Below are 24,304 nucleotides of genomic sequence, written 5' to 3' on the forward strand. Positions count from 1 at the left end.
TCATCCCCGTTCCCTGTCCGGCGCGATCTCGTACCGGAACGCCCCCTCGTACCGGTACAGCGTGCCGACCAGCGGGGCCGAGAGCACCAGGGACACGCGCTGCCGGTCGGCTACGTCATCGAATCGTTCCTTCAGCGTCACACGCGGTGCGATGAGGGCCGGGAGGCGCACCTCGCGTCCCAGCGCACGGAACGTCACGCGTGTGGAGACGAGGCGCAGGGCGCCCGCGTCCGGCCCGTGCGCGTCGACCTCCGCCCGGAGCCGGGCGCTGACGCGCCCGTGGCGACCGAGGTGGTCGACCAGGCCGTCCGGTTCGGCGGTGATGGCGTCGACCATCGTGCGGCTGCCGGAGCGGAACCGGAAGGTGCGGTGCGCGCGGACCGCGGGGCGCGCCTCGCGGCCTCCTCGTCCACGACGGACGTGCGCCGGACGGTTCTCCACCGTGAAGGGGACGTCCCGCTCCCAGACCGGGAACATGACGGCGTCGCGGGCGAACCAGGCGAGCAGCGGCCAGAGCCAGCGGCGCGGCGTGCCGACGACGTCGAAGACGCCCTCGCCACGGCCGACGTGTCCGGGCGGGATCGCGCCGAAGTACGTCGACAGCCGCGGGTGCAGCCGGGCCAGCACCTCGGGCGGGGTGGACAGCTCGTACGGCGACCGGGACACGTCCCGATCCTGGCACGGCGTCGGTGCGGATCCCTACGATGGTGCGCATGGGACACGACCACGGAGCGGGGCACTCGCACGGGCACGCGTCCGAGCGCGCACTGCTCATCGCGTTCTGCATCTCGGCGACGATCCTGCTGGCCGAGGTGGTCGGTGCCGTGGTGACCGGGTCCCTCGCGCTGCTCGTCGACGCCGGGCACATGGTCGTCGACACCGGAGGGCTCGGCATCGGGCTCGTCGCCACCCGGCTCGCCCGGCGCAGTCCGACGGCGCAGCGCACCTGGGGCTTCCAGCGTGCCGAGGTCCTGGGTGCCACGGCGCAGGCCGCGATCCTGCTCGCCGTGGGCGTCTACGTGATCATCTCGGCGATCCAGCGGTTGTTCGTCCCGGCCGACATCCACTCCGGGCCGCTGCTGGTCTTCGGCATCATCGGGCTCGTGGGCAACCTCGTGGCCTACGCGGTGCTGCTGCGGGCCTCCGGCGAGGGGTTCACCTCGCGCGCCGCCCGGCTCGAGGTCCTCAACGACACCCTCGGCTCCGTCGCGGTCATCGCCGCCGCGATCGTCCTCATGCTGACCGGGTGGGAGCGTGCCGACTCGGTCGCCGCGATCCTCATCGGGCTGCTCATCCTGCCGCGGGCCGTCCGGCTCCTGCGCGAGACCGCGAACGTGCTGCTCGAGTCGACGCCGCCGGGGCTCGACCTCGACGACGTGCGGGGTCACATCCTCGAGCTCGAGCACGTCATCGCCGTGCACGACCTGCACGCGACGCTCGTGGCGACCGGGGTGCCGAACCTGACGGCGCACGTGGTGGTCGACGACGAGTGCTTCTCGACCGCGCACGCCCCGCGGATCCTCGACGAGCTGCAGCAGTGCGTCGCGGAGCACTTCGACGTCCCGGTGGAGCACTCGACGTTCCAGCTCGAGCCCGCATCGCACCGCCGGCACGAGCACGAGGTGCACGCGTAGCGAGGCGCGGTGCACGCGTGGTGCGGCGTGCGTGGTGCGCGCGTGGTGCGGCGCGTGGTGCGGCGGCGGACTCGGTGCGACGATGTCGACGTCGTACGACAACGACGCTGTCGCCACCCCGCGCGTGCAACCACCCGCGGACACAACCGACGACATCGCCGACGTCGTACGACGACGAGCCTGTCGCTACCCCGCGCGTGCAACCACCCGCGGACGCAACCGACGACGTCGCCGACGTCGTACGACAACGACGATGTCGCAGCGACTCGACGGCCGACGCTCCCTCGCCCCGGCCGATCCCCGGGGCGAGGTCAGCAGCCGCCGTCGCTCGTGGGGAACGCCGTGATCACCCGGTCCGTGGTGGACGAGACGATCACGCGGACGAAGGGCTCGGCCGCGGGTCGGCTCCCGTCGTCGAACCGCACCGGAGCGGCGTAGCAGACCTTGCCGTCGCCGGCGTCCTGCGGGTACCCGGTCGCGGGTGCCTCGAGGGCGGACTGCACCGCGGTGAGCATCGCGTCGTCCCAGTCCCGGGAGCCGTGACCGGAGAGCACGTCCTCCCAGTCCCGGGTGTGCCGGATGCGGATGTGCTCGTAGCCCTGGCCGGAGTTGCCGCACTGCAGCACGACCGCGCCGAGCGCCTCGGTGTCGTAGCTGGCCACCGTCCCGCGGCTGCTGGTGTCGCAGCGGTCGAGGACATCGTCGCCGGGCAGGTCCGGGCCGGTCCGGGTGATCGTCACCGTGCCGTCCTTCGTCGCCCCGTCGCCGGCGGTCGCGCTCGGGACGACACTGACCCCGGTACCGCCGAGCACCGGGTCGTCGGCACCGCGCTGCGCCGTCAGCGCGACCCCACCGGCCACGAGGCCCGCGGCCAGCACGGCCGCGATCCCGGTGATGACGGAACGGTTGCGCTTCTGGGACACGCGCCCAGTATGCCGGACGGGTGTCGCGCCTCCCGGGACCTGGCCGCTCAGGCCCGAGCGGCCAGCCGCGTCCCGGCGACGACCGCCAGCACCACGACGAACACGACGTAGCCGAGCAGCACGGGCAGCGTCGGCAGCACGAGGAGCGCGGCGCCGACCGCGACGACCGGCACGGTCAGCCCGGCGTAGGCGATGAGGAAGGTGGCGGCGAGGAGGCCTCCGCGGCGTTCGGGTCCGACGAGCGCCCCCGCGCTGCCGATCGCCGCACGGAAGAGCAGCCCGACACCGGCGCCGGCGACCACCCCGCCGCCGATGAACCCGGCGACCTGCAGCACGACCGCGGCGACCGCCAGGACCACGAGCCCGGCGACGAGCAGCACCATCCCGAGCCGGACCTGCGTCCGCTGTGTCAGTCGGGCGAAGACGATCTGCGACACCGCACTCGCCGCGAACACCCCGAACGTCGTGGCCCCGGCGGCGAGCCGGTCGGTCACGTGGAACGTCGTCGCGAGGAACGTCGGCGCGACCGAGGTGAAGAGCCCCTGCACCGCGAGGGCGGCGAACGCGGCGGTGCCTGCGGTCCAGAACGCCCCGGCCTGCCCCTCGGGTGCCTGCAGCCGCTGGGGGCGGTAGGGCACGTGCGACGCCGGGCGGTCGACGGTCTCCGGGGCGGCGAGCACCACCGCGAACGCGACCACCAGTGCCACGACGAACACGACGTACGGCACCATCAGCGGCTGGCCGACGAACTCGGCGAGGGCGCCGCCGACGAGCGCGCCGAGCGACAGCCCACCGAGGTTCACCGCCCCGGCGACCACGCCGGCGCCACCGGCGGACGACGACGAGCCCGTCGCCCGGACCCGGAGTTCCCCGAGGTGCGCGGTGGCCGTCGCCGTCAGGAGTCCGACGCCGAGGCCGGTCACCAGCCGGGCGACGATGAGCCCGCTGACGTCGTTCCAGACGAGGAAGAGTACCGCGGCGACGAGCTCGAGCGCCACCGACACGAGGATGAGGGGCCGGCGTCCGTGCACGTCGCTGAGGTGTCCCGCGAGGTACAGGGATCCCACCACGCCCACGCCGTACGCGGCGAACACCACGGTGGTCGTGAACGTCGGGAACCCGTCGCGTGCCTGGTAGATGACGTAGAGCGGCGCGGGCACCGTCGCGAAGGCCATGACCGCGAGGAACGCGAACGCCACGGCCCAGAAGCCGACACCGTGTCGACGACGCGTGTGCGCTCGGCGGCCGCGCGGGGCGGCGACGCGCTCGCTCGCTGCGGTGCTGCGCTCGCTCGTTGCGGCGCCGCTCGAGGCGGGTGTGGATGCGGTGTCGGTCGGCATGCTCCGATGGTGCCCCGCCACCGCCCATCGAGTCCAACGGATGCGCTTGATGTCATCCATCGACCTGCTCGATACTGCGGCGGTGGAGACCCGTCTGCTCGAACAGTTCGTCACCGTCGCCGCCGAGGGCAGCGTCACCCGCGCGGCCGAACGGCTCTGGGCCGCGCAGTCGACCGTGTCCGCCGGGATCGCGTCGCTCGAGCGGAGCCTCGGCGTGCGGCTGTTCGACCGCACCGGACGACACCTCGTCCTGACGACCGCCGGCGAGGACCTGCTCCCCCACGCCCGCGCCGTGCTGGAGTCCCTCGACCGGATGCGCGACCTGGCGACCGTCGACGACGCCGACCTGCGCGGACGCGTCCGGCTCGGCATCTTCACGAGCATGGACATCGTCGACCTCACCGGGGTGCTCCGACGGTTCCGGCAGCGGCACCCCCTGGTCGCCGTCGAGCTCATGACCTCGCCCTCCGGGACGACCGGGCTCGTGCAGGACCTGGTCGCCGGGCGGCTCGACATCGCCTACACGGGCCTCCCGGCGGTCCCGGCCGGAGTCGAGGTGGCGCCGCTCCGCGAGATGCCGTTCCGGGTCTTCACGAGCGCCGACCACCGGTTCGCCGGGCGCCGCTCGGTGTCGCTCACCGAGCTCGCCGACGAGCCGTTCATCGACACCGCGCACGGCTTCGGCAACCGGATCATCCTCGACGCCGCGCTGGAGCGGCTCGGGATCCGCCGCCGCATCGTCGCCGAGATGAACGACATGCCCGCGGTGATCCGGTTCGCGTCGGCCGGCCTCGGTGTCGGGGTCGTCCCCGACTCCGGCGTGCGCCACGACGGCGCCGTGCTCGAGCTCGAGGACGCGGTCGACCCGCTGCGGATCGGGCTCGCGATGCGGACGAGTCCGGAGCCCAACCGGGCCGTGCGCACACTGGCGCGCGACATCGTGGCGGCGCGCGTCGACGTCGGAGCGCAGGCCGGCTGAGCGGCCGGGACCTGGTCGTTCCCCACCGACGGACTGGAGGCGCGGGTCGTCCCCGCCACGCGCCTCCAGGCCGTCAGTCCCCCCAGATCTCCCCGACGATCGCGGGCAGGAGCCCGTCCGTCGGGAAGTCGGTCTGGTCGATCTGGATCGTCACGCCGTCGCGCTGCAGCGTCGTCACCGTGAGCGGCAGGACGCGCTCCGCCGACGTCGTGAACTGGCACATCCGGCCGCCGAAGCGGTCCGCACAGGAGCCCGACTGCTCCGCGTACTGCTCGGGGGTGTCCGGGCCGATGTCCGCCGTGTGGCTGACCCGGATCGTGATGTTCGCCTCGACCCCGAAGTTCTGCCAGGTGCAGAACAACCACTCGTGCGGGTCGTCGAGGTGGCCCCTGATGCGGTCGTTGCCGTCGGGTTCTCGGGGTTCGCCCGCGCCCAAGACCGTCGAGGTGTGGGCCGCGGCACCGAAGAACCGGTCGTAGTCGGCGTCCGGCACCAGCTGGTAGCAATCGCCCGGGATGAGCACGTTCGAGGCGGCTTGCGCCGTCGGGGTCGGGGTCGGGGTCGGCCGCGGCGTCGGGCGCTCGGTGATCGGCGCCGAGGACGGGGTCGTCGCGGAGGGCGACGGCTCCGGCTGCTGCGTGGTGGTCGGTGCGGCGACGGGCGTCTCCTGCTGCGACAGCGACAGGGCCACGGCACCGGTCGCGGTCCCGATCGCCAGCAGCCCGATGACACCGAGCGCGATGCCCGGACGGAACCGACGCCGCTTCGGACGCGGGGTGGCGCGTTCGAGGACGTGCTGCTTCATCGAGACGAGCATGCGCTGCAGGTCGTCTCCCTCGGGGGGCTCAGTGTTCATCGTGCATCACCACCTTCTTGAGTCGGCGTCGGTTGCGGGAGACCCGCTGGGTGACCGCACCGACGCTGAGGCCCAGCATCTCGGCGGCCTCGGCGTAGGAGTGCCCCTCGAGGAGGCAGAGCTCGCAGATGCGTCGGTCGGTGTCCGGGAGTGCGGCGATCTCGTCGCGGACCCAGCGCAGGCGCTCGCGGGCCTCGGCGTGGTCCTCAGGTGCGGCGAGCTGCTCGGGGAGCTCGTCGGCGCGGCGCCGGGCCTGCTTCCGGCCGGTGTTGAACGCGTGGTTCCGGCAGACGACCAGCAGCCACGGCAACATCGTGTCGGCCGGCAGCTCGAGGGTCTCGGCGCGCTGCCAGAGCGTCAGGAAGGCGTCCTGCACGACCTCCTCGACGTCCTGCCGGTCGTCGACGAGGGCCCAGGCGTAGCGGGTGAGGGTCGCGGCGTACCGGTCGAACGCCCGGGCGAGCGCGTTCTTGTCGCCCCGTGCCATCGCACGGACGATCGCCTCGTCCGTGTCGGTGCCCGTCGTCACGTCCACATCCCACCCCCTTCACTCCAGAGGTGTCCGAACGACCCGCGATCGTGACAAGACCGTGTCGAGGACGTTATCCCGGGCGTGTCGGAGTGTGGAGCCAGGCGCGTGGCGCGTGGCGCGTGGCGCCGTACGGTCAGGCGTCGAGCAGGTACGCGATGCCGTCGACCGAGCGCTTCGCCGCCGCCGAGGTCGACACGAAGCCGACGGCCACGATCCCCACGCCGATGCCGACGACGATCCACCACATCGCGTGCGTGGCCACGGCGAACCCGGCGCCGACGGTGGCGACCGCACTCGCTCCGGTGACGGTGCCGGCGAGTGCGACCCCGAGCGACACCCCGGTCTGCCGACTCGTCGACGCGACGGCGGCCGCGGACCCGGACTGTGCGCGGGGCATCCCGGAGACGGCCGTGTTGGTGATGGGGGCGTTCACCATCCCGAACCCGAAGCCGAACAGGACGAAGGCGACGACGAGGACCCACATCGGCGTGCGGGCGTCGATGATCGTGAGGATCGCGCCGGCTCCCGCGACGCCGATCCCGGCGAGGACCAGCGGGACCCGGGTGCCGATCGACCCGACGAGTCGGCCGGACAGCGGCGACACGAGCATCGTCGCCACGGCCGCCGGCAGGGTCCAGAGACCTGCCTCGAACGGGGACATGCCCCGGACCTCCTGCAGGTAGAGCGCGTTGAGGAACAGGAACGCACCGTTCGCTCCGAAGGCGCCGATCGCGGTGAGGACGGCGGCCGAGAACGGGATGCTGCGGAAGAACCGGACGTCGATGAGCGGCTCCCGGCGCCGACGTTCGACGGCGACGAGGACCACGAGCGCCGCCGCCGCGAGGACGAACAGTCCGAGTGCCGCCGGCGACGCCCACCCGAGCCGGGGTCCCTCGATCAGCCCACCGACGAGGGTGGCGAGCAAGACGATCACGAGCACCTGCCCGACGGGGTCGAGACGCCGGGGGCGCGGGGACTTCGACTCCGGCACGAACAGGAACGTCAGCACGACGGCGGCGATGCCGATCGGCACGTTGATCCAGAAGATCGCCCGCCAGCCGACCGTGTCCGTGAGCGCGCCGCCGACGAGCGGGCCCAGGCCCATCGACACCCCGACGACCGCTCCCCAGACGCCCACGGCGCGTGCCCGCTCCTTCGCGTCGTCGAACGTCGCCGTGATGATCGACATCGCCACCGGGTTCATCATGGAACCCCCGACCGCCTGCACCATCCGGTAGACGACGAGCCAACCGACCGAGGGCGCGAGCGAGCAGAGCAGCGACCCGACCGTGAAGAGCGCGAGTCCGATCTGGAAGGTGGTCCGGCGGCCGATCCGGTCCGCGGTGGAGCCGGAGAGCAGGAGCAGGCTCGCGAGGACCAGCGTGTACGCGTCGATCGTCCACTGCAGCCCGGAGATGGAGCTGCCGAGCTCACGGCCGATCGACGGCAGCGCGACGTTCACCACGGTGGCGTCCATCGAGACGATGAACAGGCTCATGCAGCAGACCGCGAGGATCAGGTACCGGTGGCGGTAGCGCTGCGGCAGGCCTGGGTCACCCTGGAACGGTCGTCGCGCCGGGGCAGCGGGGGCGGCGTGCGACTCAGTGGAAGTCGTTGCCGTCTCCTTCGCCCGGGGTCTTGTGCCCACCGAGCATGTCGTTGTCGTCCTGGTCGCTCGACGACGCCAGCTGCAGCATCGCGAGGACCACCACGACGACGATGAACGCGATGCCGAGGAAGATCGCGGCGAGCTGGAGCTCACGCGTCGCGATCAGCACGACGAGCCCGGTGAAGACCGCGACGATCGCGGAGATCCCGAGGAGCTCGACCGGGCGCAGGCGGTCGCGGCGGCTGGGGGTGGTCATGCGTGTGGTGCTCCGTCCGGGGTGGCGGCCGGGGCCGCGGTCCCCCACTTGTGCGAGAGTCCGGCGATCACGTGGAAGACCGCGGTGATGGCGAGGTACGCGCCGAGCAGGCCGACGAGGACGATCGAGGCGTCCAGCGTGCCGGTGACCCGCTCGACACCGCCGAGCTGCTGCGAGTAGTCGGGCGGCGTCACCAGGAAGGCGACGGCGAGCAGCAGCGTCAGGCCGCCGACGGTCATCCAGTCGCGGGCGAACGGCGAACGCCCGCGTGCGCGGAGCCCCTGGGTGAGTTCGAGTGCCCCGGTGAGCACCGCGAAGGCGGCGACGACCGCGATGAACGCCGGCAGGCCGAGGCCGTTGCACGCGAACGCGGCGACCGCGGCGGCGAGGGAGATGACGGCCTGCACGAAGGTGGTCCGTCGCGAACGGCCGTCCGACGGGAGCCGCGTGGCGCCGGCGAGGAGCAGCACGAGCCCGTCCACCGTCGCGAACCCACCGAACAGCAGCAGGCCGTAGCCCGCTGCGTGGTTGGACGAGAAGGTGATGACGATGGCCACGATCGCGGCTGGCACGGCCCGGAGGACGGGGATCGGCCAGTACCGCGCGCGCTGGCCGGAGTCGTCCACGGAGTCGGACACGAGACCTCTTTCGGGCATGCGGATCGTGGTTCGATCCTACCGCCGTGCCGTGCAGCGGCCGACCGCGCGGGGCGATCGGCCGCTGAGGATGCTCGAACCAGCAGCATCCGTTGGCACCGTCGGACCCGGGTCAGCGTGACCCCGGCCCGGTCGCACGGGCGGTGGTGCGACGGCGGACGCGTCGCCGGGCGAGCCACCAGCCGGCGGCACCCAGCGCGGTCCCTGCGGCCGCAACCGCACCGACGAGCCCGAGTCCCTCGGTGCCGGTGTACGCGAGGGCTCCGGTGCGGCCCGGCCCGGCGGCACCGGGGTCGCCGGCGTTCCCGGGCTTCCCGGCGGGGACGACCGCGCCGCCGTCCGGCCCCGCAGGGCGCTGACCCTGGTCGCCGCGGTGGTCCCCGCCGCCGGAGCCGCCGCCGTGGTCACCGCCACCGCCTCCGCTGCCGCCGCCGTCGCCGTCGTCCCCGGGGACCACCACGATCCCGACCCCCGGCGAGGGGTCGCCACCGTCCGGGTCGGTCGGCGACGTCGCGGTCGCCACGTTCACCACGTCCGAGCCGTCGCCGGAGTAGCTCGGGTCGAGTCGCGCCCGGATCCGGAACGCCACCGACTCCCCGACGGCCAGGGCGGCACCGGAACGGCAGGTCACGTCCTGCCCCTCGGCGGTGCAGCCGTCCGGCGACCCGACGAACCGCAGCGCGGCGGGCAGCTCGTCGACCGCCCCGACGTCCTCGGCCGTGCCCGGCCCGCGGTTCCTGGCCGTGACGGTGTACTCGACCTCGTCGCCCGGTCGGACCGCGGTCGCGGGCGACACCGACTTGTCCGTCTCGACGTGCGCGTCCGTCCGGGCGGTGACCGTCGTGCTCGCCGTCGAGGTGTTGTCGTCCTCGTTCGTGTCGGCCGTGCGGGGTGCCGGACGGATGGTGGCGATGCTCTCGAGCGTGCCGTCGGCATCGTCCGGGACGCTGCCGTGCACCGTGACCGTCGCCGAGCCGCCCCGGGGCAGTCCGAGCGCCGTGTCCACGTCGCCGGTGCCCGAACCGGTCCCGCACGAGGACCCCGTCGCGGCCGCGCAGGTCCAGGTGACGTCCTGCAGGGCATCGGGCACGTCGACCGCGAGGGCGCTCGGGTCCGACGCGTTCACCCCGACGTTCCGTGCGGTCACGGTGTAGTCGACGTCCCCGCCGGTACCGACGGTCGGGGCCAGGTCCTGCTCGACGGCCACGTCGGTCGGCGTCCACACGCGCAGGTCGTCGACCTCGTGCACGTTGACGTGACTGCCGGTCGCCCCCGCGAACCCGAGGCGCAGCGTGCTCGGCAGCGGTGCCTGACCGTCGCCGTGCAGCGGGACCCGGTCGAGCACGGTCCGCATCCGGTCGCCGTCCTGCAGGCGGACGGTGACCGCGAGCTCGCCCGCGTCGCCGGGGAGCAGCGTCACCCGGACCTTGCGGAGCGACGGCCCGTCGGTCTCGGTGCCGCCGGGAGCCGGGGCGGCGGCGACCCACCGGTAGCCGAGCACCCCGTCGCCGGAGCCGCGGATCGACACGGTGTCGGGCTGCGCGCCGGGTCCGGAGTAGTTGATCGGCGTGGAGAAGTTGCCGTAGTGGTCGATCGCGATGCCGGCGAACCCACCGGGGACCCCCGGCAGGTCGCAGGACAGGCCGCCGCCCTGGGACGCCTCGCGGCGGCACGCGTACCCGAGTCCGGCGCCGAACGACCCGACGCCCTGCGGGGCGGCACCGTCGGCGAGGAACAGCAGGAGGCCGTCGGCACCGGGGTCGTCCACGTCGCGGTACATCGCGTAGCTGAACTCGACCTCGAGCCCGAGGCTGGACGGGAACGTGTCGTCCATCGACCACGCACCCGCCTGGTCCTTGACGTCGTCGGTCAGCCGGAGTCGGCCGTCGACGACCGTGGCGTCACCGTGCAGCGCACCGCCGGCTGCGGTCGTGAACGAGTTCTCGTAGGGGAAGGCGAGCTCGTCGGCCGAGGAGGCGGACGGCACGAGGCCCGGTGCGGCGAGGACGCCGAGCGCGGTGAGGACGGAGGCGGCGGCCGCGACGCGGCGGAGCCGGCGCGACCGGGCGGGCGGTCGGCCGCCCGGTGGGGTGTTGGGAGCTGTCATGCCCCGATGGTCGCGAGCGGCACGCACCCCCCGGACGGACGTGAGCCGATCTGTGGAACGCCGCCCCGCGCCTCCTGGCTGTGGAGGACGAACGGAGAACCGTCAGCGGAGCCAGACGGTGGTCTCCCCGGGGAGCAGCCCGTCGGCGAGCGGACCGGACGCCACGACGACCTCGCCGTCCGGCAGCGGCACCGGCTCGGTCCCGAAGTTCGTGACCGACCGCCAGCCGTCGTGGCGCGCGAAGGCCACGACCCCGGCCGGAGAGTCGAGCCAGATCAGGTCCTCGCCGCGCTGCAGGTCCCGACGGGCAGCGGTCGCCGCCCGGTAGAGGGAGAGCGTCGACGCGGGGTCGCCGTCCTCCGCCTCGACCGAGGACGCCCCGAAGTCGGCCGGCTGCGGCAGGTGCGGCGCGACCGCCCCGAAGCCGAACGAGGGCCCCGACGTGGTCCACGGGATCGGCACGCGGCACCCGTCCCGCCCCTTCACGGTGTGCCCGGTGCGGATCCACTTCGGGTCCTGCAGCAGCTCGTGCGGGATCGCCACGGACTCCTCGAGGCCGAGTTCCTCGCCCTGGTAGACGTACGAGGACCCGGGCAGTGCCAGCATCAGCAGCGTCGCCGCCCGCGCCCGTCGGAGCCCCTTCGTCCGGTCGAGTGCCGGCGCGGTGCCGTCGGTCATCAGCCACGCGTCGGTGTCGGTGCCGTCCGGCAGACCGTAGCGGGTGGCGTGCCGGACGACGTCGTGGTTCGACAGCACCCACGTGCTGGACGCACCGGACTCGGCCGACGCGGACAGGTTGCGGTCGACGATCTCCCGGAACGCGGTGGCGTCGAACGGCGCTTCGAGCAGGTCGAAGTTGAACGCCTGCCCGAGCTCCGACGGGCGCGCGTAGAGGACGCGGCGCGGGCCGGGCGCCCAGGCCTCGGCGACCGCGGCCCGGGGCGGGTCGTACTCGTCGAGCACGAGACGCCACGCCCGGAAGATCTCGTGCACCTCGTCGCGGTCGTACAGCGGGTCGGAGCCGTCGAGGGGCAGCGCGTGTTCGTCGGACGGCCGGTACGGCGTCGACAGGTCCTTCGCCAGGCCGTGCGCGACGTCCACCCGGAAGCCGTCGACACCCCGGTCGGACCAGAAGCGCAGGGTGTCCTCGAAGTCCGCGCGGACCTCGGGGTTCGACCAGTCGAGGTCCGGCTGCTCGGGCGCGAACAGGTGCAGGTACCACTGGCCGTCCGCCACCCGCGTCCAGGCGCTGCCGCCGAAGTTCGACACCCAGTCGCTCGGCGGGAGCTCGCCGTCGACCCCCGCGCCGTCGCGGAAGACGTACCGGGCCCGCTCCGGCGACCCGGGGGCCGCGGCGAGCGCCTGACGGAACCAGGCGTGCTCGTCCGAGGTGTGGTTCGGCACGATGTCGACGATGACCCGGATGTCGTGCTCGTGCGCGGCACGGACCAGCGCGTCGAAGTCGTCGAGCGTCCCGAAGCGACGGTCGACGTCGCGGTAGTCGGCCACGTCGTAGCCGCCGTCGGCCAGGGGCGAGGGGAAGAACGGGGAGAGCCAGACCGCGTCGACGCCGAGCGACGCCAGGTACGGCACCCGGCTCGTGATCCCCGCCAGGTCGCCGAGCCCGTCGGCGTCGCTGTCCGCGAAGCTCCGCGGGTACACCTGGTAGACGACGGCGTCCCGCCACCAGTCCGGGTCGGTCGTGCGGGGTGTGCTGGCCGGCGTCCGAAGCGTGCTCACGTCGCCACCGTAGCGACGATCGCCCGACCCGGGAAGGCGTCCGCGCGACCCGAGAAGGCGTCCGACCGACCGGGGACGGCGTCCGACCGGCCCGGGAATAGCGCTCGGCGCGCACGCATTGGTTGTAGATGACACCTTTCCGTCCCAGAACCGAAGGATCCCCATGACGAACGTCCTCGCCCTCGTCGGCAGCCTCCGCGCCGAGTCCATCAACCGCAAGCTCGCCGAGGCGGCCGCGCACCACGCCCCGGAGGGCATCGAACTGTCGACCTTCGACGGCATCGTCGACCTGCCCTTCTACAACGAGGACATCGACGGCGACACCCCGCCCGCCGCGGCCGTCGCCTTCCGCGCCGCGATCGACGCCGCCGACGCCGTGCTGCTCGTCACGCCCGAGTACAACGGCACGATCCCGGCCGTCCTGAAGAACGCGCTCGACTGGGCCTCGCGTCCGTTCGGCGCCTCGCCCATCTCGGGCAAGCCGCTCGCCGTCATCGGCTCGGCGTTCGGCCAGTACGGCGGCGTCTGGGCGCACGACGACGCACGGAAGGTCGCCGGCATCGCCGGTGCGAAGGTCCTCGAGGACGTCAAGGTCGCGATCCCGCAGTCGGTCGTCCGGTTCGCCGAGACCCACCCGCGCGAGGACGCCGAGGTCGTCGAGCTCGTCCAGGGCGCGCTCACCGCGCTCGCCGGCGCGTCCGAGGAGCAGGCCGCGGCCTGACGACGTCGCCGACGCGACCAGGCGGCGGACGGGAGGCGCGGTGCGGGCCCGCACCGCGCCTCCCGTCCCTGCACGGTCGCGCCCACCGCATCCCGAGAGATCGCTAGACGTCCTAGCAACGAGACCGGCTACCCTGTCTCCCATGTCCACGCAGGAGATCACGGAAGCGTCCGGGTACTGGTTCCCCGATGACGACGCGACCCAGCGGGGCGTGACCGTCCTGAACGCCCTCCGTCGGTACCGTGCCGCCGAGACCGCGATGCGCCGCCGCACCCGCGACTCGATGGGCATGGGCGAGACCGACCTGCTCGCGGTGCGCTTCCTGCTGCAGGCCCAGCGCGCCGGTCGGACGGTCAAGCCGAAGGACCTCTCCGCTTACCTCAAGATCTCGTCGGCGTCGACGACGATCCTCATCGACCGGCTCGTGAAGTCGAACCACGTCCGGCGCGACCCGCACCCGACCGACCGGCGTGCGCTCGTGATCACGCCGACCACCGAGACCGACGAAGAGGTCCGCGCGACCCTCGGCGTCATGCACCGCCGGATGATGGGCATCGCCGAGAGCCTCTCGCCGGACGACGCCCGGGTCGTCGCGGTGTTCCTCGAGCAGATGCGCGCCGCGGTCGACCAGGTGGACCCCGCCGTCGCGCACTGAGCCCACCGAGCGAGCCGAACGGACGGGGGACGCGTCCTCTGAGCGGACGCCATGCCGCGCCGCGTAGACCGGGTTGGTACCGGTCACCAACGCGGAAGGAACCGATCATGCACGCATCGGACAAGCTCGCCAAGAACCTCCAGGCGGTCCTCGTGGACCTCATCGACCTGCACGTGCAGGGCAAGCAGGCCCACTGGAACATCCTCGGGACGAACTTCCGGGACCTCCACCTCCAGCTCGACGAGATCGTCGACGCCGCTCGCGAGTTCGCGGACGACACCGCGGAGCGCATGCGTGCGCTCTACGCCGTGCCGGACGGCCGCTCGTCGACCGTCGCCGCGACGAGCCACCTCGACCAGTTCCCCGAGGGCGAGATCACGACCCACGACGCCATCGACCAGGTGACGCTGCGCCTCTACCAGGCGACCGGCACCATGCGCGACGTCCACGACGAGGTCGACGAGGAAGACCCGACGACGGCCGACCTGCTGCACGGCTTCATCGAGCGCCTCGAGCAGCTCGCCTGGATGGTCTCGGCCGAGAACCGCGCACCGAGCACCCCGCTCGCGTCCGCCACCACGCCGGCCGTCGCGGACGCCTCGGCACACTCGTAAGGGCGACCAGGTGCGCCGTCACCACCGAGTCGGGACCGACTCGGTCGCAACGATCCAGGAGACGTCATGACCGACTTCCGCTACCTCGTCGTCGGCGGCGGGATGGTCGCCGATGCCGCAGCGCGCGGCATCCGCGAACTCGACACCGAGGGCTCGATCGGCATCCTCAGCGAGGAGCCGGACCGGCCGTACGCCCGTCCGGCGCTCTCGAAGAAGCTCTGGACCGACCCGGACTTCAGCTGGGACGAGAAGGTCGACCTGCACACCGAGGAGACCGGGGCGACCTTCCTGCTCGGCACCGCGGTGACGGCGATCGACCGCCAGGCGAAGACCGTCACGACCGCCGACGGGCAGACCCACGGCTACGAGCGTCTGCTCCTCGCCACCGGCGGCCGACCCCGCGGACTGCCCGGTCTCGAGCCGTCCGAGCGCGTGCTCGACTACCGCAGCGCCACCGACTACCGGCGGCTGCGTGAGCTCGCCGACGCCGGTGCCCACGTCGCGGTCGTCGGCGGCGGGTACATCGGCACCGAGATCGCTTCGGGCGTCGTCCAGAACGGTGCCCGCGTGACGCTGGTCGACCCCGACGAGATCGTCGGCGGTCGGATGTTCCCGGAGGACCTCGCGAAGGCCTTCCAGCAGCGCTTCGTCGACCACGGTGTCCAGCTGCGGCTCGGTCGCCGGGTCGAGCGGGGCACCGAGCACGAGGGCGGCGTCACGCTGACCCTCGACGACGGCTCCACGGTCGAGGCGGACGCCGTCGTGGTCGGCCTCGGGATCGAGCCGGCGACGCAGCTCGCGGCCGACGCCGGGTTGACCGTGCGCGACGGCATCGTCGTGTCCTCGACGCTGCTGACCGACGACGACTCGGTCTTCGCGGCCGGCGACGTCGCCGAGTACCCGGACCGGATCCTCGGCACGCGGCGGGTCGAGCACGTCGACAACGCGCAGCAGCAGGGTCGTCAGGCGGGCCGCAACCTCGCCGACGCCGACGAGACCTACGACCACACGCCGATGTTCTACTCGGACGTCTTCGACATGGGGTACGAGGCGGTCGGACAGGTCTCCACGAAGCTCCGCACCGTCGAGGACTGGCAGGACCCGACCGTCACGGGCGTCGTCTACTACCTCGACGACGACGACACCGTGCGCGGCGTCCTGCTGTGGAACGTGTGGGACAAGACGGACGAGGCCCGCAAGGTCCTCGCTGAGGCACACAGCCTCACCCCGGACATGCTCGCGGGGCGGATCACGCCCTAGCGACCGGTCCGGTCACGCGGCACGGCGCCGGTCGTCTCGACCGGCGCCGTGCCGCGTTCGTCGTGGGGTCCGGTCGCGGTCCAGTCCGTCGCGCGGGTCTCCGTCCCGCGGCTCAGTCCGTCCCTCGGGTCTCCGGCGCGACCTCGTCGACGACCTCGCGCCGGTCCGCGGGGTCGACGGGCAGGCCGTCGCCGTCCGCCATCGCCACCGCGTGCGCCGACTTCGCGGCCTCGAGCGTCTCGTCGTCGTTCCGCGCCATGCCGGCCAGTTCGACGAAGCGTGACTTCACGAGCAGCCAGGCGTCCCGCGGGCTCAGCCGGGCGAGGTCGGACGACGTCGAGTCGTCCCGCACCCGCTGCAGCGAGGACACGCCGCGGTCGGGCAGCCGCCCGGCGACGTGCGCGACCGCGAGCTGGGCGACGGCGTCGGCCTGCGCGTGCATGACCGAGTGCGCACCGTCCACGACCTCGCGCAGCACCGCGTACGGGAACACCCGTGCGAGGCGACGGACCCAGTCGCGCGGCACCATCGCGTCGTGCTCGCCACGGACGATGAGCGTGTGGGCCTGCACCTCGGCGGCGCGTTCCTCGATCGGGAACGCGATCATCCGCGGCAGGACCTTCGAGAACCAGTGCCACCCGCACAGCGCGTACGCCGTGATCCCGTGCCATCGCACCGCCGCGGGCTCGTGCACCGTGGACCGGAGGAACCGGAACGCCGACTGCCGGACCGTCCGCGCGTGCGAGTCGACCACCGGGCTGATGAGCACCAGGTCGGAGATCTCCGGCCGACGGGCGGCCACCTCGGTCACGACCTGCGTTCCCATCGAGTGGCCGACGAGCACCGGGTCGACGAGCCGCAGGTCGTCGATGACCTTCTCGACCGCGTCGGCGTACCGCTCGATCGAGACCTTCCCCCGGAAGCGCGGGACACCCGCGAAGCCCGGCAGGTCGAGGGCGTGCACCGGGCCGTTCTCGTTGAGGTGCGGGGCGAGTCGCTCGTAGTACGTGGCTGCGATCCCGAGTCCCGCGACGAGCAGGAACGCACGGTCGCCGGGCTGGCCCACCGAGCTCACCCGCACGTAGGTGCCGTCCACCGCGACGCGGTCGACCTCGACCGTGACGTCGGCGTCCTCCGCCTCGCCCAGTCGCTTCGCCGGATCCGGTCCAGCGTCCGTGTGCTCGTCGTCCACGTGGGTCTCCTCGGGTCGGTCGTCGCTCCTCGGCTTCGGGCGATCGCCCAGGATACCCGCGGGACGGCCGACCACCGGGACACCGCCCCGACGGCGGCTGAAGGTGTTCGCGGGGTCCGCCCGTGGTCAGAGGCGGGCGTAGCGGGCGCGGAAGAAGCTGTAGACCCCGAAGGCGATGAAGCCGATGCCGATCACGACGAGGACGAACGCCCCGCCGGGCATCGAGCGCAGCGCGTCGAAGGCTCCGTCGAGTCCGGTCGCCTGGTCCGGGTCGCTCCGGACCGCCGCGACGGCGACGAGGACACCGACGACCACGATCGCGATGCCCTTCAGGACGTACCCGACGACGCCGAGCACGGTGACGACCTGCTCGATCGGCCGTCGCGGCCGGACGAGCTGCTTCCAGAACGAGCGCCGGCAGCCGATGACCACGAGGCCGACGCCGACCGCGACGGCGATCGCGGCGACGAGGAAGAGCAGGAACACACCGCCGGGGGTCGCGAGTGCCGTGGCCGCGGCACTCCGGGACGAGCCGCTCGAACTCTTCCCCGCGCCGACCGCGTACGACGCCGCGGAGTACGCGATGACCCCGTAGACCACGGCCTTGCCGACGTTCTTCAACCGGTTGCCCCACGCACGGGCGCTGTCGGTCCGGCCGCCGACGACGGCCTCGAGCGCGAGACGGATCGTCAGCGCCGCACACCCGATCGCCACGACCCACAGCAGGACGACGCCGCCGGGGACCGCTTCGAGCTGCTGGAGCGCACCGGACTGGTCGGTCTCGCTCCCGGACGACGCGGTGCCGACGCCGAGCAGGATCGCCAGGTACCCGATCAGCAGGTGCACGATGCCGTTGCCGACGAACCCTGCGCGCGCCGTCAGCTCGAACCACCGACTGTCGGCGATGCGCTTCGCTTCGCGGCCGGTCGTCCGGGCCGCCTGTTCCGCCTGCTCACTCACCCCATCGAGCGTGCCCGTCCGCACCGCCCCTGTCCGGCAGGGGCGGTGACACCCGGCGATCTGGCAGACGGGAGGCGCGGTGCGGGCCCGCACCGCGCCTCCCGTCGTGACCGTGGTCGCCTCGTCAGTCACCCTTGACGTTGACGACCTGCCGCAGCGTGTGCCGGATCGACACGAGCTCCGACGCGTCCGCCATCACCTGGTCGATCGGCTTGTACGCCGCCGGGATCTCGTCGAGGAAGGCGTCGGTGTCGCGGTACTCGATGCCGACCATCGCCTCGCGGAGCTGGTCGTGCGTGAACGTCCGCCGGGCTGCGCTCCGCGAGAACAGCCGGCCCGCACCGTGCGGCGACGACTCCAGCGACGGCTTGTTGCCGAGGCCCTCGACCACGTACGACGCCGTGCCCATCGACCCCGGGATGAGCCCCGGCTGTCCCGCCTTCGCCTGGATCGCGCCCTTGCGGGACACCCACACGCTCTTCCCCCAGTGCGTCTCGCGCTGCGTGAAGTTGTGGTGGCAGTTGATCCGCTCCTGCTCGTCGACCGGGGTCCCGAGCACCTCGGACAGCTGCCGGACGACGCGGTCCATCATCTCCTCGCGGTTGAGGAGCGCGAAGTGCTGCGCCCACCGCAGCTCGGCGATGTAGCGGTCGAACTCCGGGGTGCCCTCGACGAGGTACGCGAGGTCGGGGTCCGGCAGCTCGATCCACCAGCGCTGCATCGCCTGCTTGGCGATCCTGATGTGCCGCTGGGCGATCTTGTTGCCGACGCCCCGGGACCCGGAGTGCAGGAAGAGCCAGACGCGGTCCGCCTCGTCGAGGGAGACCTCGATGAAGTGGTTGCCGGACCCGAGCGTGCCGAGCTGGTTCCGCCAGCCGCCGTGCGCCCCGGCGGGGTCGAAGCCGGCGGCCTCGGCCATCGCCTCGAGCTCGGCGATCCGCGGCGCGGCGGTCGCGACGACCTTCCGGTTCGACGCACCCGCCGACAGCGGGATCGCGCGCTCGATCTGCTCGCGGAGGACCCGCAGGTCGTCGGGCAGGTCACCCGCGGTGAACTGCGTCCGGACCGCGATCATGCCGCAGCCGATGTCCACGCCGACGGCCGCGGGCATGACGGCGCCGAGAGTCGGGATGACCGATCCGACGGTGGCGCCGAGCCCGAGGTGGGCGTCCGGCATGAGGGCCAGGTGCGGGAACACGAACGGCATCCGTGCCGTCGTGCGGGCCTGCTGCTCGGTGTTCTCCTCGAGCAGTGAGGCCCAGCTGAGCAATCGGTCGGTGATCTTCTGCATGGTTCGTCTCGCTTTCGTGACGGTCGGCGACCGCCTTCTGTGACGGTCTTCGGTGACGGTCCGAGGCGAGGTCCTGCTGCCGTCCTGCACCACGAGCCGTGGTGTCCGGAGGGCAGCGTCGTCCTGAGGACGCCCCGGGCCGGGTGGGCACGGGGCGTCGGGTGACGTCGCGTGCCTACGCGGGGTAGCGGTCGGACTGCTGCTCGTTGCGCTGATCGAGCAGCACGACGAGTGCGTCGAGCTGGAGCTCGACCCACTGCTCTGGGTGCTGTTCGGCGCGCACGCGCGGTCCTTCCACTGGTGCCCGGGACGGGCGGTCCTGCCGGTGGGCAGGAGCACGACCGTAGTACGACACGCCCGGGATGCACAAGTCATCCCGGGCGTGTCGTCTGGCGCGGTCGCCGGTCGACTGCCCGGTCGCCGGGCTCGGTCGCCCGGCTCGGCGGCTGGGCTCCGTCGCCCGGCTCGGTCACCCGGCTCGGCGGCTGGGCTCGGTCACCCGGCTCGGCGGCTGGGCTCGGTCACCGGGCTCGGTCGCCGGGCTCGGGCGCTGGTCTCAGTCGCCGTCGAGCTGCTCGCGCAACCGCGCGAGCGCCGGCACCGCACGTGCGAGCGCCCGCCGGTCGTCCTCCGACAGCGCGGACATCGCCCGGACGAGCACCCGCTCGGCCGAGGCGTCGTAGACCGCCAGCCGTTCCCGGGCCAGGGTCGTCAAGCCGACCTCGGTGCTCCGCCCGTCACCGCGCGCGAGCCGCCGTTCGACCAGCCCGTCGCGCTCCATCGCCTGGACGAGGTTGCTCACGGTGGAGCGTGCGAGGCCGAGCGCACGGCCGATCGCCGTCGGGCTCGACCACCCGTCCTCGTCGAGCCGTCGGAGCACCTCGATCTGCGCGTCCGGGATGTCGGGGAGGTCCACCGACGACCGCGCGGTGGTCAGCAGGACACGTCGGAACGGCCCGATCTCGGCGCTCAGTCGCCGGGCCATCCGGGGCAGGTCGGATCCGTCCGCTCGCTCGTCCACGTTCCCAGGGTAGTCACCGGAAGTACGCTTGCAACAAACGCAATCCGGGAGCAAACTCGATGGCATGGACATCACCACCAGCGTCGAGCACCCCGTCCCCGAGCAGGACCTCTCCGGCATCGTCGGCCACCGCTTCATCTACACCTACGCCAACGGGTGGCAGTACGAGATGTACGTGAAGAACGCCACCACGATCGACTACCGCATCCACTCCGGCATGGTGGGCGGCCGCTGGGTGAAGGACCAGCAGGTCGACCTGGTCGCCCTCACCGCCGGCGTCTACAAGGTGTCGTGGAACGAACCGACCGGTACCAGCGTCGTCGTGACGGTCGTGCCCGGCGAGCGGGTCCTGCACGGCACGATCTTCTTCCCGCACTGGGTGGAGGAGGACGGCAGCAAGACCGTGCTGTTCCAGAACGACCACCTCGACCGCATGCGCGAGTACCGCGACCAGGGCCCCACCTACCCGATCTACGTCGTGCCCGAGTTCGCCCACATCACGCTGTTCGAGCACGTCGGCGAGGACGACGAGACCATCGTCGACACCGCCCCGGGCGACCTGCCCGCTGGATTCGCGGACCGGAGCAACTGATGGCGACGACGACAATCACGCTCGAACACGGCGGTCGGACGCTCCGCGGGTGGCAGCTCGGCGACGTCGCGCCCGGGCACCGAGCCGCTCTGCTCGTGCACGGCTTCGGCAGCACCGACACCGGCGGGCAGCAGCTGTTCGTCCAGACCGCCCGCGCGCTTGCCGAGCACGGCACCGCCGCGCGCTCCTACAGCCGCCTCGGACACGGCACGAGCGACGGCGACTTCGCCGACATCACCATCGGCGACGAGGTCGAGCAGGTCGCAGGGATGATCCGCAGCCTCGCCGCCGACACCGACGCGCCCGTCCACGTCGTGGCCCACAGCCTCGGCGCGGTGGAGTCCGCCATGGCGGCCGCGCGGGTGCCCGACCTGGTCGCGACCCTCACCCTGTGGTCACCGGCCGGCGTGGTCGTCGACGACATCGCGCGGCACGACGAGATCCAGGGGCAGCCGCTCGCTGCGGCGCGGGAGCAGGGGTGGTTCGACTTCGGCGGCATGGCCCTCGGCACCGCGTTCATCGACGAGGTGCGGGCAGGCCTCGACGTGTACGACACGATCGACCGGTACACCGGCCCCGCCGAGGTCCTGCACGGCACCGCGGACCAGATCGTCCCCGTCCGGTACGGGCAGCGGTACGGCGAGGTGCTCCCCGGGGCGGTGTTCACCGCGGTGGAGGGCGCCGACCACGGCTGGTCGTCGGTGCCGTGGCGACGGACGCTCCTCGACCACCTGCTCGCCGCGACGAGCGGCAGCGTGCGCTGACCGGTCCGACGCCGCGGGGTACGTCCGCCTGATGGCCCGGCACGGGGCACGGGCAGTCTGGGAGCATGACCGAGCGCACCGGAGACACCCCTGACGTGATCCACGACGAGGAGCGCACCGACGGGTACGCGCCGCTCCGCTCCTACGGGGCGATCGGCGACGGTCGGACCGTGGCGCTCGTCGCGCGTGACGGGCGCATCGACTGGCTGCCCATCCCGTCGATGGACTCACCGCCGGTCTTCGCGAGCATCCTCGACGCCGAGCACGGCGGGTACGTCGCGCTCCGCCCGGTCGACCAGGACGCCCGGGTCTCCAGGGAGTACCTGCCCGGCACGAACGTGCTCGTGACCACCTGGACGACGTCGACGGGCACCGTGACCGTCACGGACGCGATGGTGACCGGGGTCGCCGGACGGCTGCCGTGGGCCGAGGTCGCGCGGTGCGTGCAGGGCGTCGCCGGCAGCGTCGAGCTCGAGTGGGCCGTCGTGCCGGGCACCCTGTTGAACACGGCTGAGCCGAAGCGACTCGACACCGCCAACGGTGCCGTCATCGGCATCGACGGCATCACGATCGCGATCGTCGAGCACGGGTTCGACCCCGGGCACGACGACGGACCGCGGTTCTCCGGACGGTTCTCGGCGACCGAGGGCTCGAAGCACATCCTGACCATCGTCGGCACGCACGACGAACCGATCTTCATGCCACGCCCGGAGAGCGCCCTCGACGCGATGGACCGGACGATCGAGAACTGGGCCACCTGGTCGCGGGAGTTCGACTACGACGGACCGTGGGCCGAACACGTGCAACGGAGCGCCCTCGCACTGAAGCTGCTCATCTACTCGCCGACCGGTGCGATCGCGGCAGCGCCGACGACGAGCCTGCCGGAGGACCGTACGGGCGGCAAGAACTGGGACTACCGCTTCGCCTGGGTCCGCGACCTGTCCTACACGGTGCACGCGCTGACCCGTTTCGGGCTGCGCGAGGAGACCCACGCCGCCGTCTCGTGGGTGATGCGGACCATCGCCGAGCACGACTCGGACATGCCGATCTTCTACGGGCTGGACGGCTCGAAGAGCGACGGCGTCGAGGAGCGCGACGTGCCGGGCTGGAACGGCATCGGCCCCGTGACCATCGGGAACCGCGCCGGGGACCAGCTGCAGCTCGGGGTGTGGGGCGACGTCTTCGAGATCCTCCGCCAGTACGTCCGCGCCGGCAACGTCCTCGACCGGAAGACCGCCGCCGTCCTGCAGGGACTCGCCGACGACGCGTGCCACCGCTGGGAGGAGCCGGACTCGGGCATGTGGGAGCTGCAGGACACGCAGCACTACGTCTCGAGCAAGATCGGCTGCTGGCAGGCGCTCGACGCCGCGGCGGAGCTGCACGACGCGGGCATGATCGACGGTCCCCGCGACAAGTGGGTGGAGAACCGCGAGCTCATCGAGCAGTGGGTCGCCGAGCACGGGTGGGACGAGGAGCGCGGGTACTACGTGATGTACCCGGGGTCCGACGAGCTCGACACGTCGATCCTGCTGCACGCGATGAGCGCGTTCGACCGCGGCCCCCGCATGGAGTCGACGATCCGCGCGATCGAGGAGCAGCTGCAGCACGGCCCGCTCGTGTACCGGTACTCGGGCATGGAGTCCGAGGAGTCGCCGTTCGTGGCGTGCTCGTTCTGGCTCGCCGCCGCGATGGCCTGTGTCGGACGGGTCGACGACGCCCGTGCGCTCATGGACGAGATGGTCGAGCAGGCGAACGACGTCGGCATGTTCAGCGAGATGATCAGCGAGGACGGCGCCTTCATGGGCAACATCCCGCAGGGGCTGTCGCACCTGGCGCTCATCCAGGCGGCGCTCACGATCGAGGAGGTCGCTGGCGAGGAGCGCTCCGGGGAGTGATCATGGAGGGGTCATGAACGACGTCGATGCACGCATGGACCGGCTGCGACGAGCCGCTCGCTACCGGTACCAGCAGCTCGTGGACAGCGAGATCGAACGCGGCTCCCTCGACCCCGACGAGGTCCGCGAGGAACGTCGGCTCCTGAAGGCCGCCGACGTCGCCGCGCACGCCCGCGCCCAGATCGAACAGGCCGAGCGGCGGGGCGCCTTCGAGGGCAACCCGTACCACGGCAAGCCGCTCCCGGGGAACGACGGGCGCCACGATCCCGACTGGTGGATCAAGGCGAAGATCGAGCGCGAGGAGATCACCGGCATCGCTCCGCCGGCGCTGTCGCTGCGCAAGGAGGACGGCGAGCTGGACGGACGGCTCGACGACCTCGCCCTCGAGGCCGACGTCCGTGCCGTGCTCGAGGACTTCAACGCCCGCGTGAAGGAGGCCCGTCGGCAGCTGCTCGGTGGGCCGCCGGTGGTGACCCCGCTCCGTGACGTCGACACCGAGGTGGGGCGCTGGCGGGAACGCCGGCAGGAACGCCTCGCGGCCGAGGCGCAGGCGGCCGCGGACCGGGCAGCCGCTGAGGCGGACCGACCACGACGGTGGTGGCACCGACGTCGGTGAGGTGAGCCGCACCTCCTGGATCGTCCCCTCCCCTGGACAGCAGAACGACCGCAGCACCGCGCTCGTGGCGCGGTGCTGCGGTCGTCCTGGC

General features: G+C 72.5%; 24 protein-coding genes. 10 read left to right on the top strand and 14 right to left on the bottom strand.

The features are described from left to right. Positions 1 to 666 (bottom strand): DUF4166 domain-containing protein, encoded by a 666-nt coding sequence (locus tag ACQXVK_RS17080; RefSeq protein ID WP_430854383.1) that lies wholly within the window; start codon positions 664 to 666, stop codon positions 1 to 3. A 47-nt stretch (positions 667 to 713) separates the two neighbouring features. On the opposite strand from ACQXVK_RS17080, the gene ACQXVK_RS17085 reads away from it, so the two are divergent. Beyond that, the gene (locus ACQXVK_RS17085) at positions 714 to 1,634 is read left to right on the top strand and encodes a cation diffusion facilitator family transporter (protein ID WP_402265601.1); all 921 of its coding nucleotides are present in this window, start codon (positions 714 to 716) and stop codon (positions 1,632 to 1,634) included. A gap of 311 nt (positions 1,635 to 1,945) precedes the next feature. Here ACQXVK_RS17085 and ACQXVK_RS17090 read toward each other — a convergent pair whose 3' ends face one another. Both ACQXVK_RS17090 and ACQXVK_RS17095 read right to left on the bottom strand, forming a co-directional pair. Beyond that, positions 1,946 to 2,557 carry a hypothetical protein gene (locus ACQXVK_RS17090; RefSeq protein ID WP_430854384.1) on the bottom strand — a complete coding sequence of 204 codons (612 nt, stop codon included), beginning with the start codon at positions 2,555 to 2,557 and terminating at the stop codon, positions 1,946 to 1,948. A 47-nt stretch (positions 2,558 to 2,604) separates the two neighbouring features. Next, positions 2,605 to 3,897 (bottom strand): MFS transporter, encoded by a 1,293-nt coding sequence (locus tag ACQXVK_RS17095; protein ID WP_430854385.1) that lies wholly within the window; start codon positions 3,895 to 3,897, stop codon positions 2,605 to 2,607. Positions 3,898 to 3,946: 49 nt separating this feature from the next. Here ACQXVK_RS17095 and ACQXVK_RS17100 point away from each other — a divergent pair, with 49 nt between their 5' ends. Continuing rightward, positions 3,947 to 4,876 (top strand): LysR family transcriptional regulator, encoded by a 930-nt coding sequence (locus ACQXVK_RS17100; RefSeq protein ID WP_430854386.1) that lies wholly within the window; start codon positions 3,947 to 3,949, stop codon positions 4,874 to 4,876. 73 nt (positions 4,877 to 4,949) lie between these two features. Here the strand turns inward: ACQXVK_RS17100 and ACQXVK_RS17105 are convergent, their stop codons facing one another. From ACQXVK_RS17105 to ACQXVK_RS17135, 7 genes are all read right to left on the bottom strand, one after another. Then, complete coding sequence (locus ACQXVK_RS17105; protein ID WP_430854387.1) at positions 4,950 to 5,732, bottom strand: hypothetical protein; 783 nt, start codon at positions 5,730 to 5,732, stop codon at positions 4,950 to 4,952. Then, positions 5,722 to 6,261 carry an RNA polymerase sigma factor gene (locus ACQXVK_RS17110; RefSeq protein WP_416395494.1) on the bottom strand — a complete coding sequence of 180 codons (540 nt, stop codon included), beginning with the start codon at positions 6,259 to 6,261 and terminating at the stop codon, positions 5,722 to 5,724. The genes ACQXVK_RS17105 and ACQXVK_RS17110 overlap by 11 nt, the downstream gene beginning before the upstream one ends. Positions 6,262 to 6,397: 136 nt before the next feature. Then, the gene (locus ACQXVK_RS17115) at positions 6,398 to 7,810 is read right to left on the bottom strand and encodes an MFS transporter (protein WP_430854397.1); all 1,413 of its coding nucleotides are present in this window, start codon (positions 7,808 to 7,810) and stop codon (positions 6,398 to 6,400) included. 55 nt (positions 7,811 to 7,865) lie between these two features. Beyond that, positions 7,866 to 8,129, bottom strand: a complete 264-nt coding sequence (locus ACQXVK_RS17120) for a hypothetical protein (RefSeq protein WP_402265615.1) — start codon at positions 8,127 to 8,129, stop codon at positions 7,866 to 7,868. After that, the gene (locus ACQXVK_RS17125; RefSeq protein WP_022907192.1) at positions 8,126 to 8,767 is read right to left on the bottom strand and encodes a DUF308 domain-containing protein; all 642 of its coding nucleotides are present in this window, start codon (positions 8,765 to 8,767) and stop codon (positions 8,126 to 8,128) included. The genes ACQXVK_RS17120 and ACQXVK_RS17125 overlap by 4 nt, the downstream gene beginning before the upstream one ends. A gap of 130 nt (positions 8,768 to 8,897) precedes the next feature. After that, on the bottom strand, positions 8,898 to 10,892 hold the full coding sequence (locus tag ACQXVK_RS17130) for a lectin-like domain-containing protein (RefSeq protein ID WP_430854388.1): 1,995 nt from the start codon (positions 10,890 to 10,892) through the stop codon (positions 8,898 to 8,900). A gap of 102 nt (positions 10,893 to 10,994) precedes the next feature. Then, on the bottom strand, positions 10,995 to 12,632 hold the full coding sequence (locus ACQXVK_RS17135) for a glycoside hydrolase family 13 protein (RefSeq protein WP_430854389.1): 1,638 nt from the start codon (positions 12,630 to 12,632) through the stop codon (positions 10,995 to 10,997). 163 nt (positions 12,633 to 12,795) lie between these two features. Between ACQXVK_RS17135 and ACQXVK_RS17140 the strand changes: the two genes are divergently transcribed. From ACQXVK_RS17140 to ACQXVK_RS17155, 4 genes are all read left to right on the top strand, one after another. Then, positions 12,796 to 13,353 carry an NADPH-dependent FMN reductase gene (locus ACQXVK_RS17140; protein ID WP_430854390.1) on the top strand — a complete coding sequence of 186 codons (558 nt, stop codon included), beginning with the start codon at positions 12,796 to 12,798 and terminating at the stop codon, positions 13,351 to 13,353. A gap of 142 nt (positions 13,354 to 13,495) precedes the next feature. Then, positions 13,496 to 14,008 (top strand): MarR family winged helix-turn-helix transcriptional regulator, encoded by a 513-nt coding sequence (locus tag ACQXVK_RS17145; RefSeq protein WP_430854391.1) that lies wholly within the window; start codon positions 13,496 to 13,498, stop codon positions 14,006 to 14,008. 107 nt (positions 14,009 to 14,115) lie between these two features. Then, positions 14,116 to 14,622, top strand: a complete 507-nt coding sequence (locus ACQXVK_RS17150) for a Dps family protein (protein ID WP_022908037.1) — start codon at positions 14,116 to 14,118, stop codon at positions 14,620 to 14,622. A 66-nt stretch (positions 14,623 to 14,688) separates the two neighbouring features. Beyond that, positions 14,689 to 15,882, top strand: coding sequence for an NAD(P)/FAD-dependent oxidoreductase (locus tag ACQXVK_RS17155; RefSeq protein ID WP_430854392.1), 1,194 nt, complete (start codon positions 14,689 to 14,691; stop codon positions 15,880 to 15,882). A gap of 112 nt (positions 15,883 to 15,994) precedes the next feature. Here the strand turns inward: ACQXVK_RS17155 and ACQXVK_RS17160 are convergent, their stop codons facing one another. From ACQXVK_RS17160 to ACQXVK_RS17175, 4 genes are all read right to left on the bottom strand, one after another. Continuing rightward, entirely contained in the window at positions 15,995 to 17,074 is a 1,080-nt protein-coding gene (locus tag ACQXVK_RS17160) for an alpha/beta fold hydrolase (protein ID WP_430854393.1), read from the bottom strand. 126 nt (positions 17,075 to 17,200) lie between these two features. Then, complete coding sequence (locus ACQXVK_RS17165; protein WP_416395505.1) at positions 17,201 to 18,034, bottom strand: DUF1206 domain-containing protein; 834 nt, start codon at positions 18,032 to 18,034, stop codon at positions 17,201 to 17,203. A gap of 124 nt (positions 18,035 to 18,158) precedes the next feature. Further along, positions 18,159 to 19,325: an RtcB family protein gene (locus tag ACQXVK_RS17170; protein ID WP_402265638.1), complete on the bottom strand. Its 1,167-nt coding sequence runs from the start codon at positions 19,323 to 19,325 to the stop codon at positions 18,159 to 18,161. Positions 19,326 to 19,881: 556 nt separating this feature from the next. Beyond that, positions 19,882 to 20,346 (bottom strand): MarR family winged helix-turn-helix transcriptional regulator, encoded by a 465-nt coding sequence (locus tag ACQXVK_RS17175; RefSeq protein ID WP_430854394.1) that lies wholly within the window; start codon positions 20,344 to 20,346, stop codon positions 19,882 to 19,884. A 64-nt stretch (positions 20,347 to 20,410) separates the two neighbouring features. On the opposite strand from ACQXVK_RS17175, the gene ACQXVK_RS17180 reads away from it, so the two are divergent. From ACQXVK_RS17180 to ACQXVK_RS17195, 4 genes are all read left to right on the top strand, one after another. Then, positions 20,411 to 20,938, top strand: coding sequence for a phenolic acid decarboxylase (locus ACQXVK_RS17180; protein ID WP_402265644.1), 528 nt, complete (start codon positions 20,411 to 20,413; stop codon positions 20,936 to 20,938). Continuing rightward, positions 20,938 to 21,702 carry an alpha/beta hydrolase gene (locus ACQXVK_RS17185; protein WP_430854395.1) on the top strand — a complete coding sequence of 255 codons (765 nt, stop codon included), beginning with the start codon at positions 20,938 to 20,940 and terminating at the stop codon, positions 21,700 to 21,702. The genes ACQXVK_RS17180 and ACQXVK_RS17185 overlap by 1 nt, the downstream gene beginning before the upstream one ends. A gap of 65 nt (positions 21,703 to 21,767) precedes the next feature. Then, the gene (locus ACQXVK_RS17190) at positions 21,768 to 23,597 is read left to right on the top strand and encodes a glycoside hydrolase family 15 protein (RefSeq protein WP_042723588.1); all 1,830 of its coding nucleotides are present in this window, start codon (positions 21,768 to 21,770) and stop codon (positions 23,595 to 23,597) included. A 13-nt stretch (positions 23,598 to 23,610) separates the two neighbouring features. Continuing rightward, positions 23,611 to 24,213, top strand: a complete 603-nt coding sequence (locus ACQXVK_RS17195; protein ID WP_430854396.1) for a DUF1992 domain-containing protein — start codon at positions 23,611 to 23,613, stop codon at positions 24,211 to 24,213. The last annotated feature ends 91 nt before the right edge of the window (positions 24,214 to 24,304 follow it).

The organism is Curtobacterium sp. AB451 (genome assembly GCF_050585845.1).
Classification (GTDB): Bacteria; Actinomycetota; Actinomycetes; order Actinomycetales; family Microbacteriaceae; genus Curtobacterium.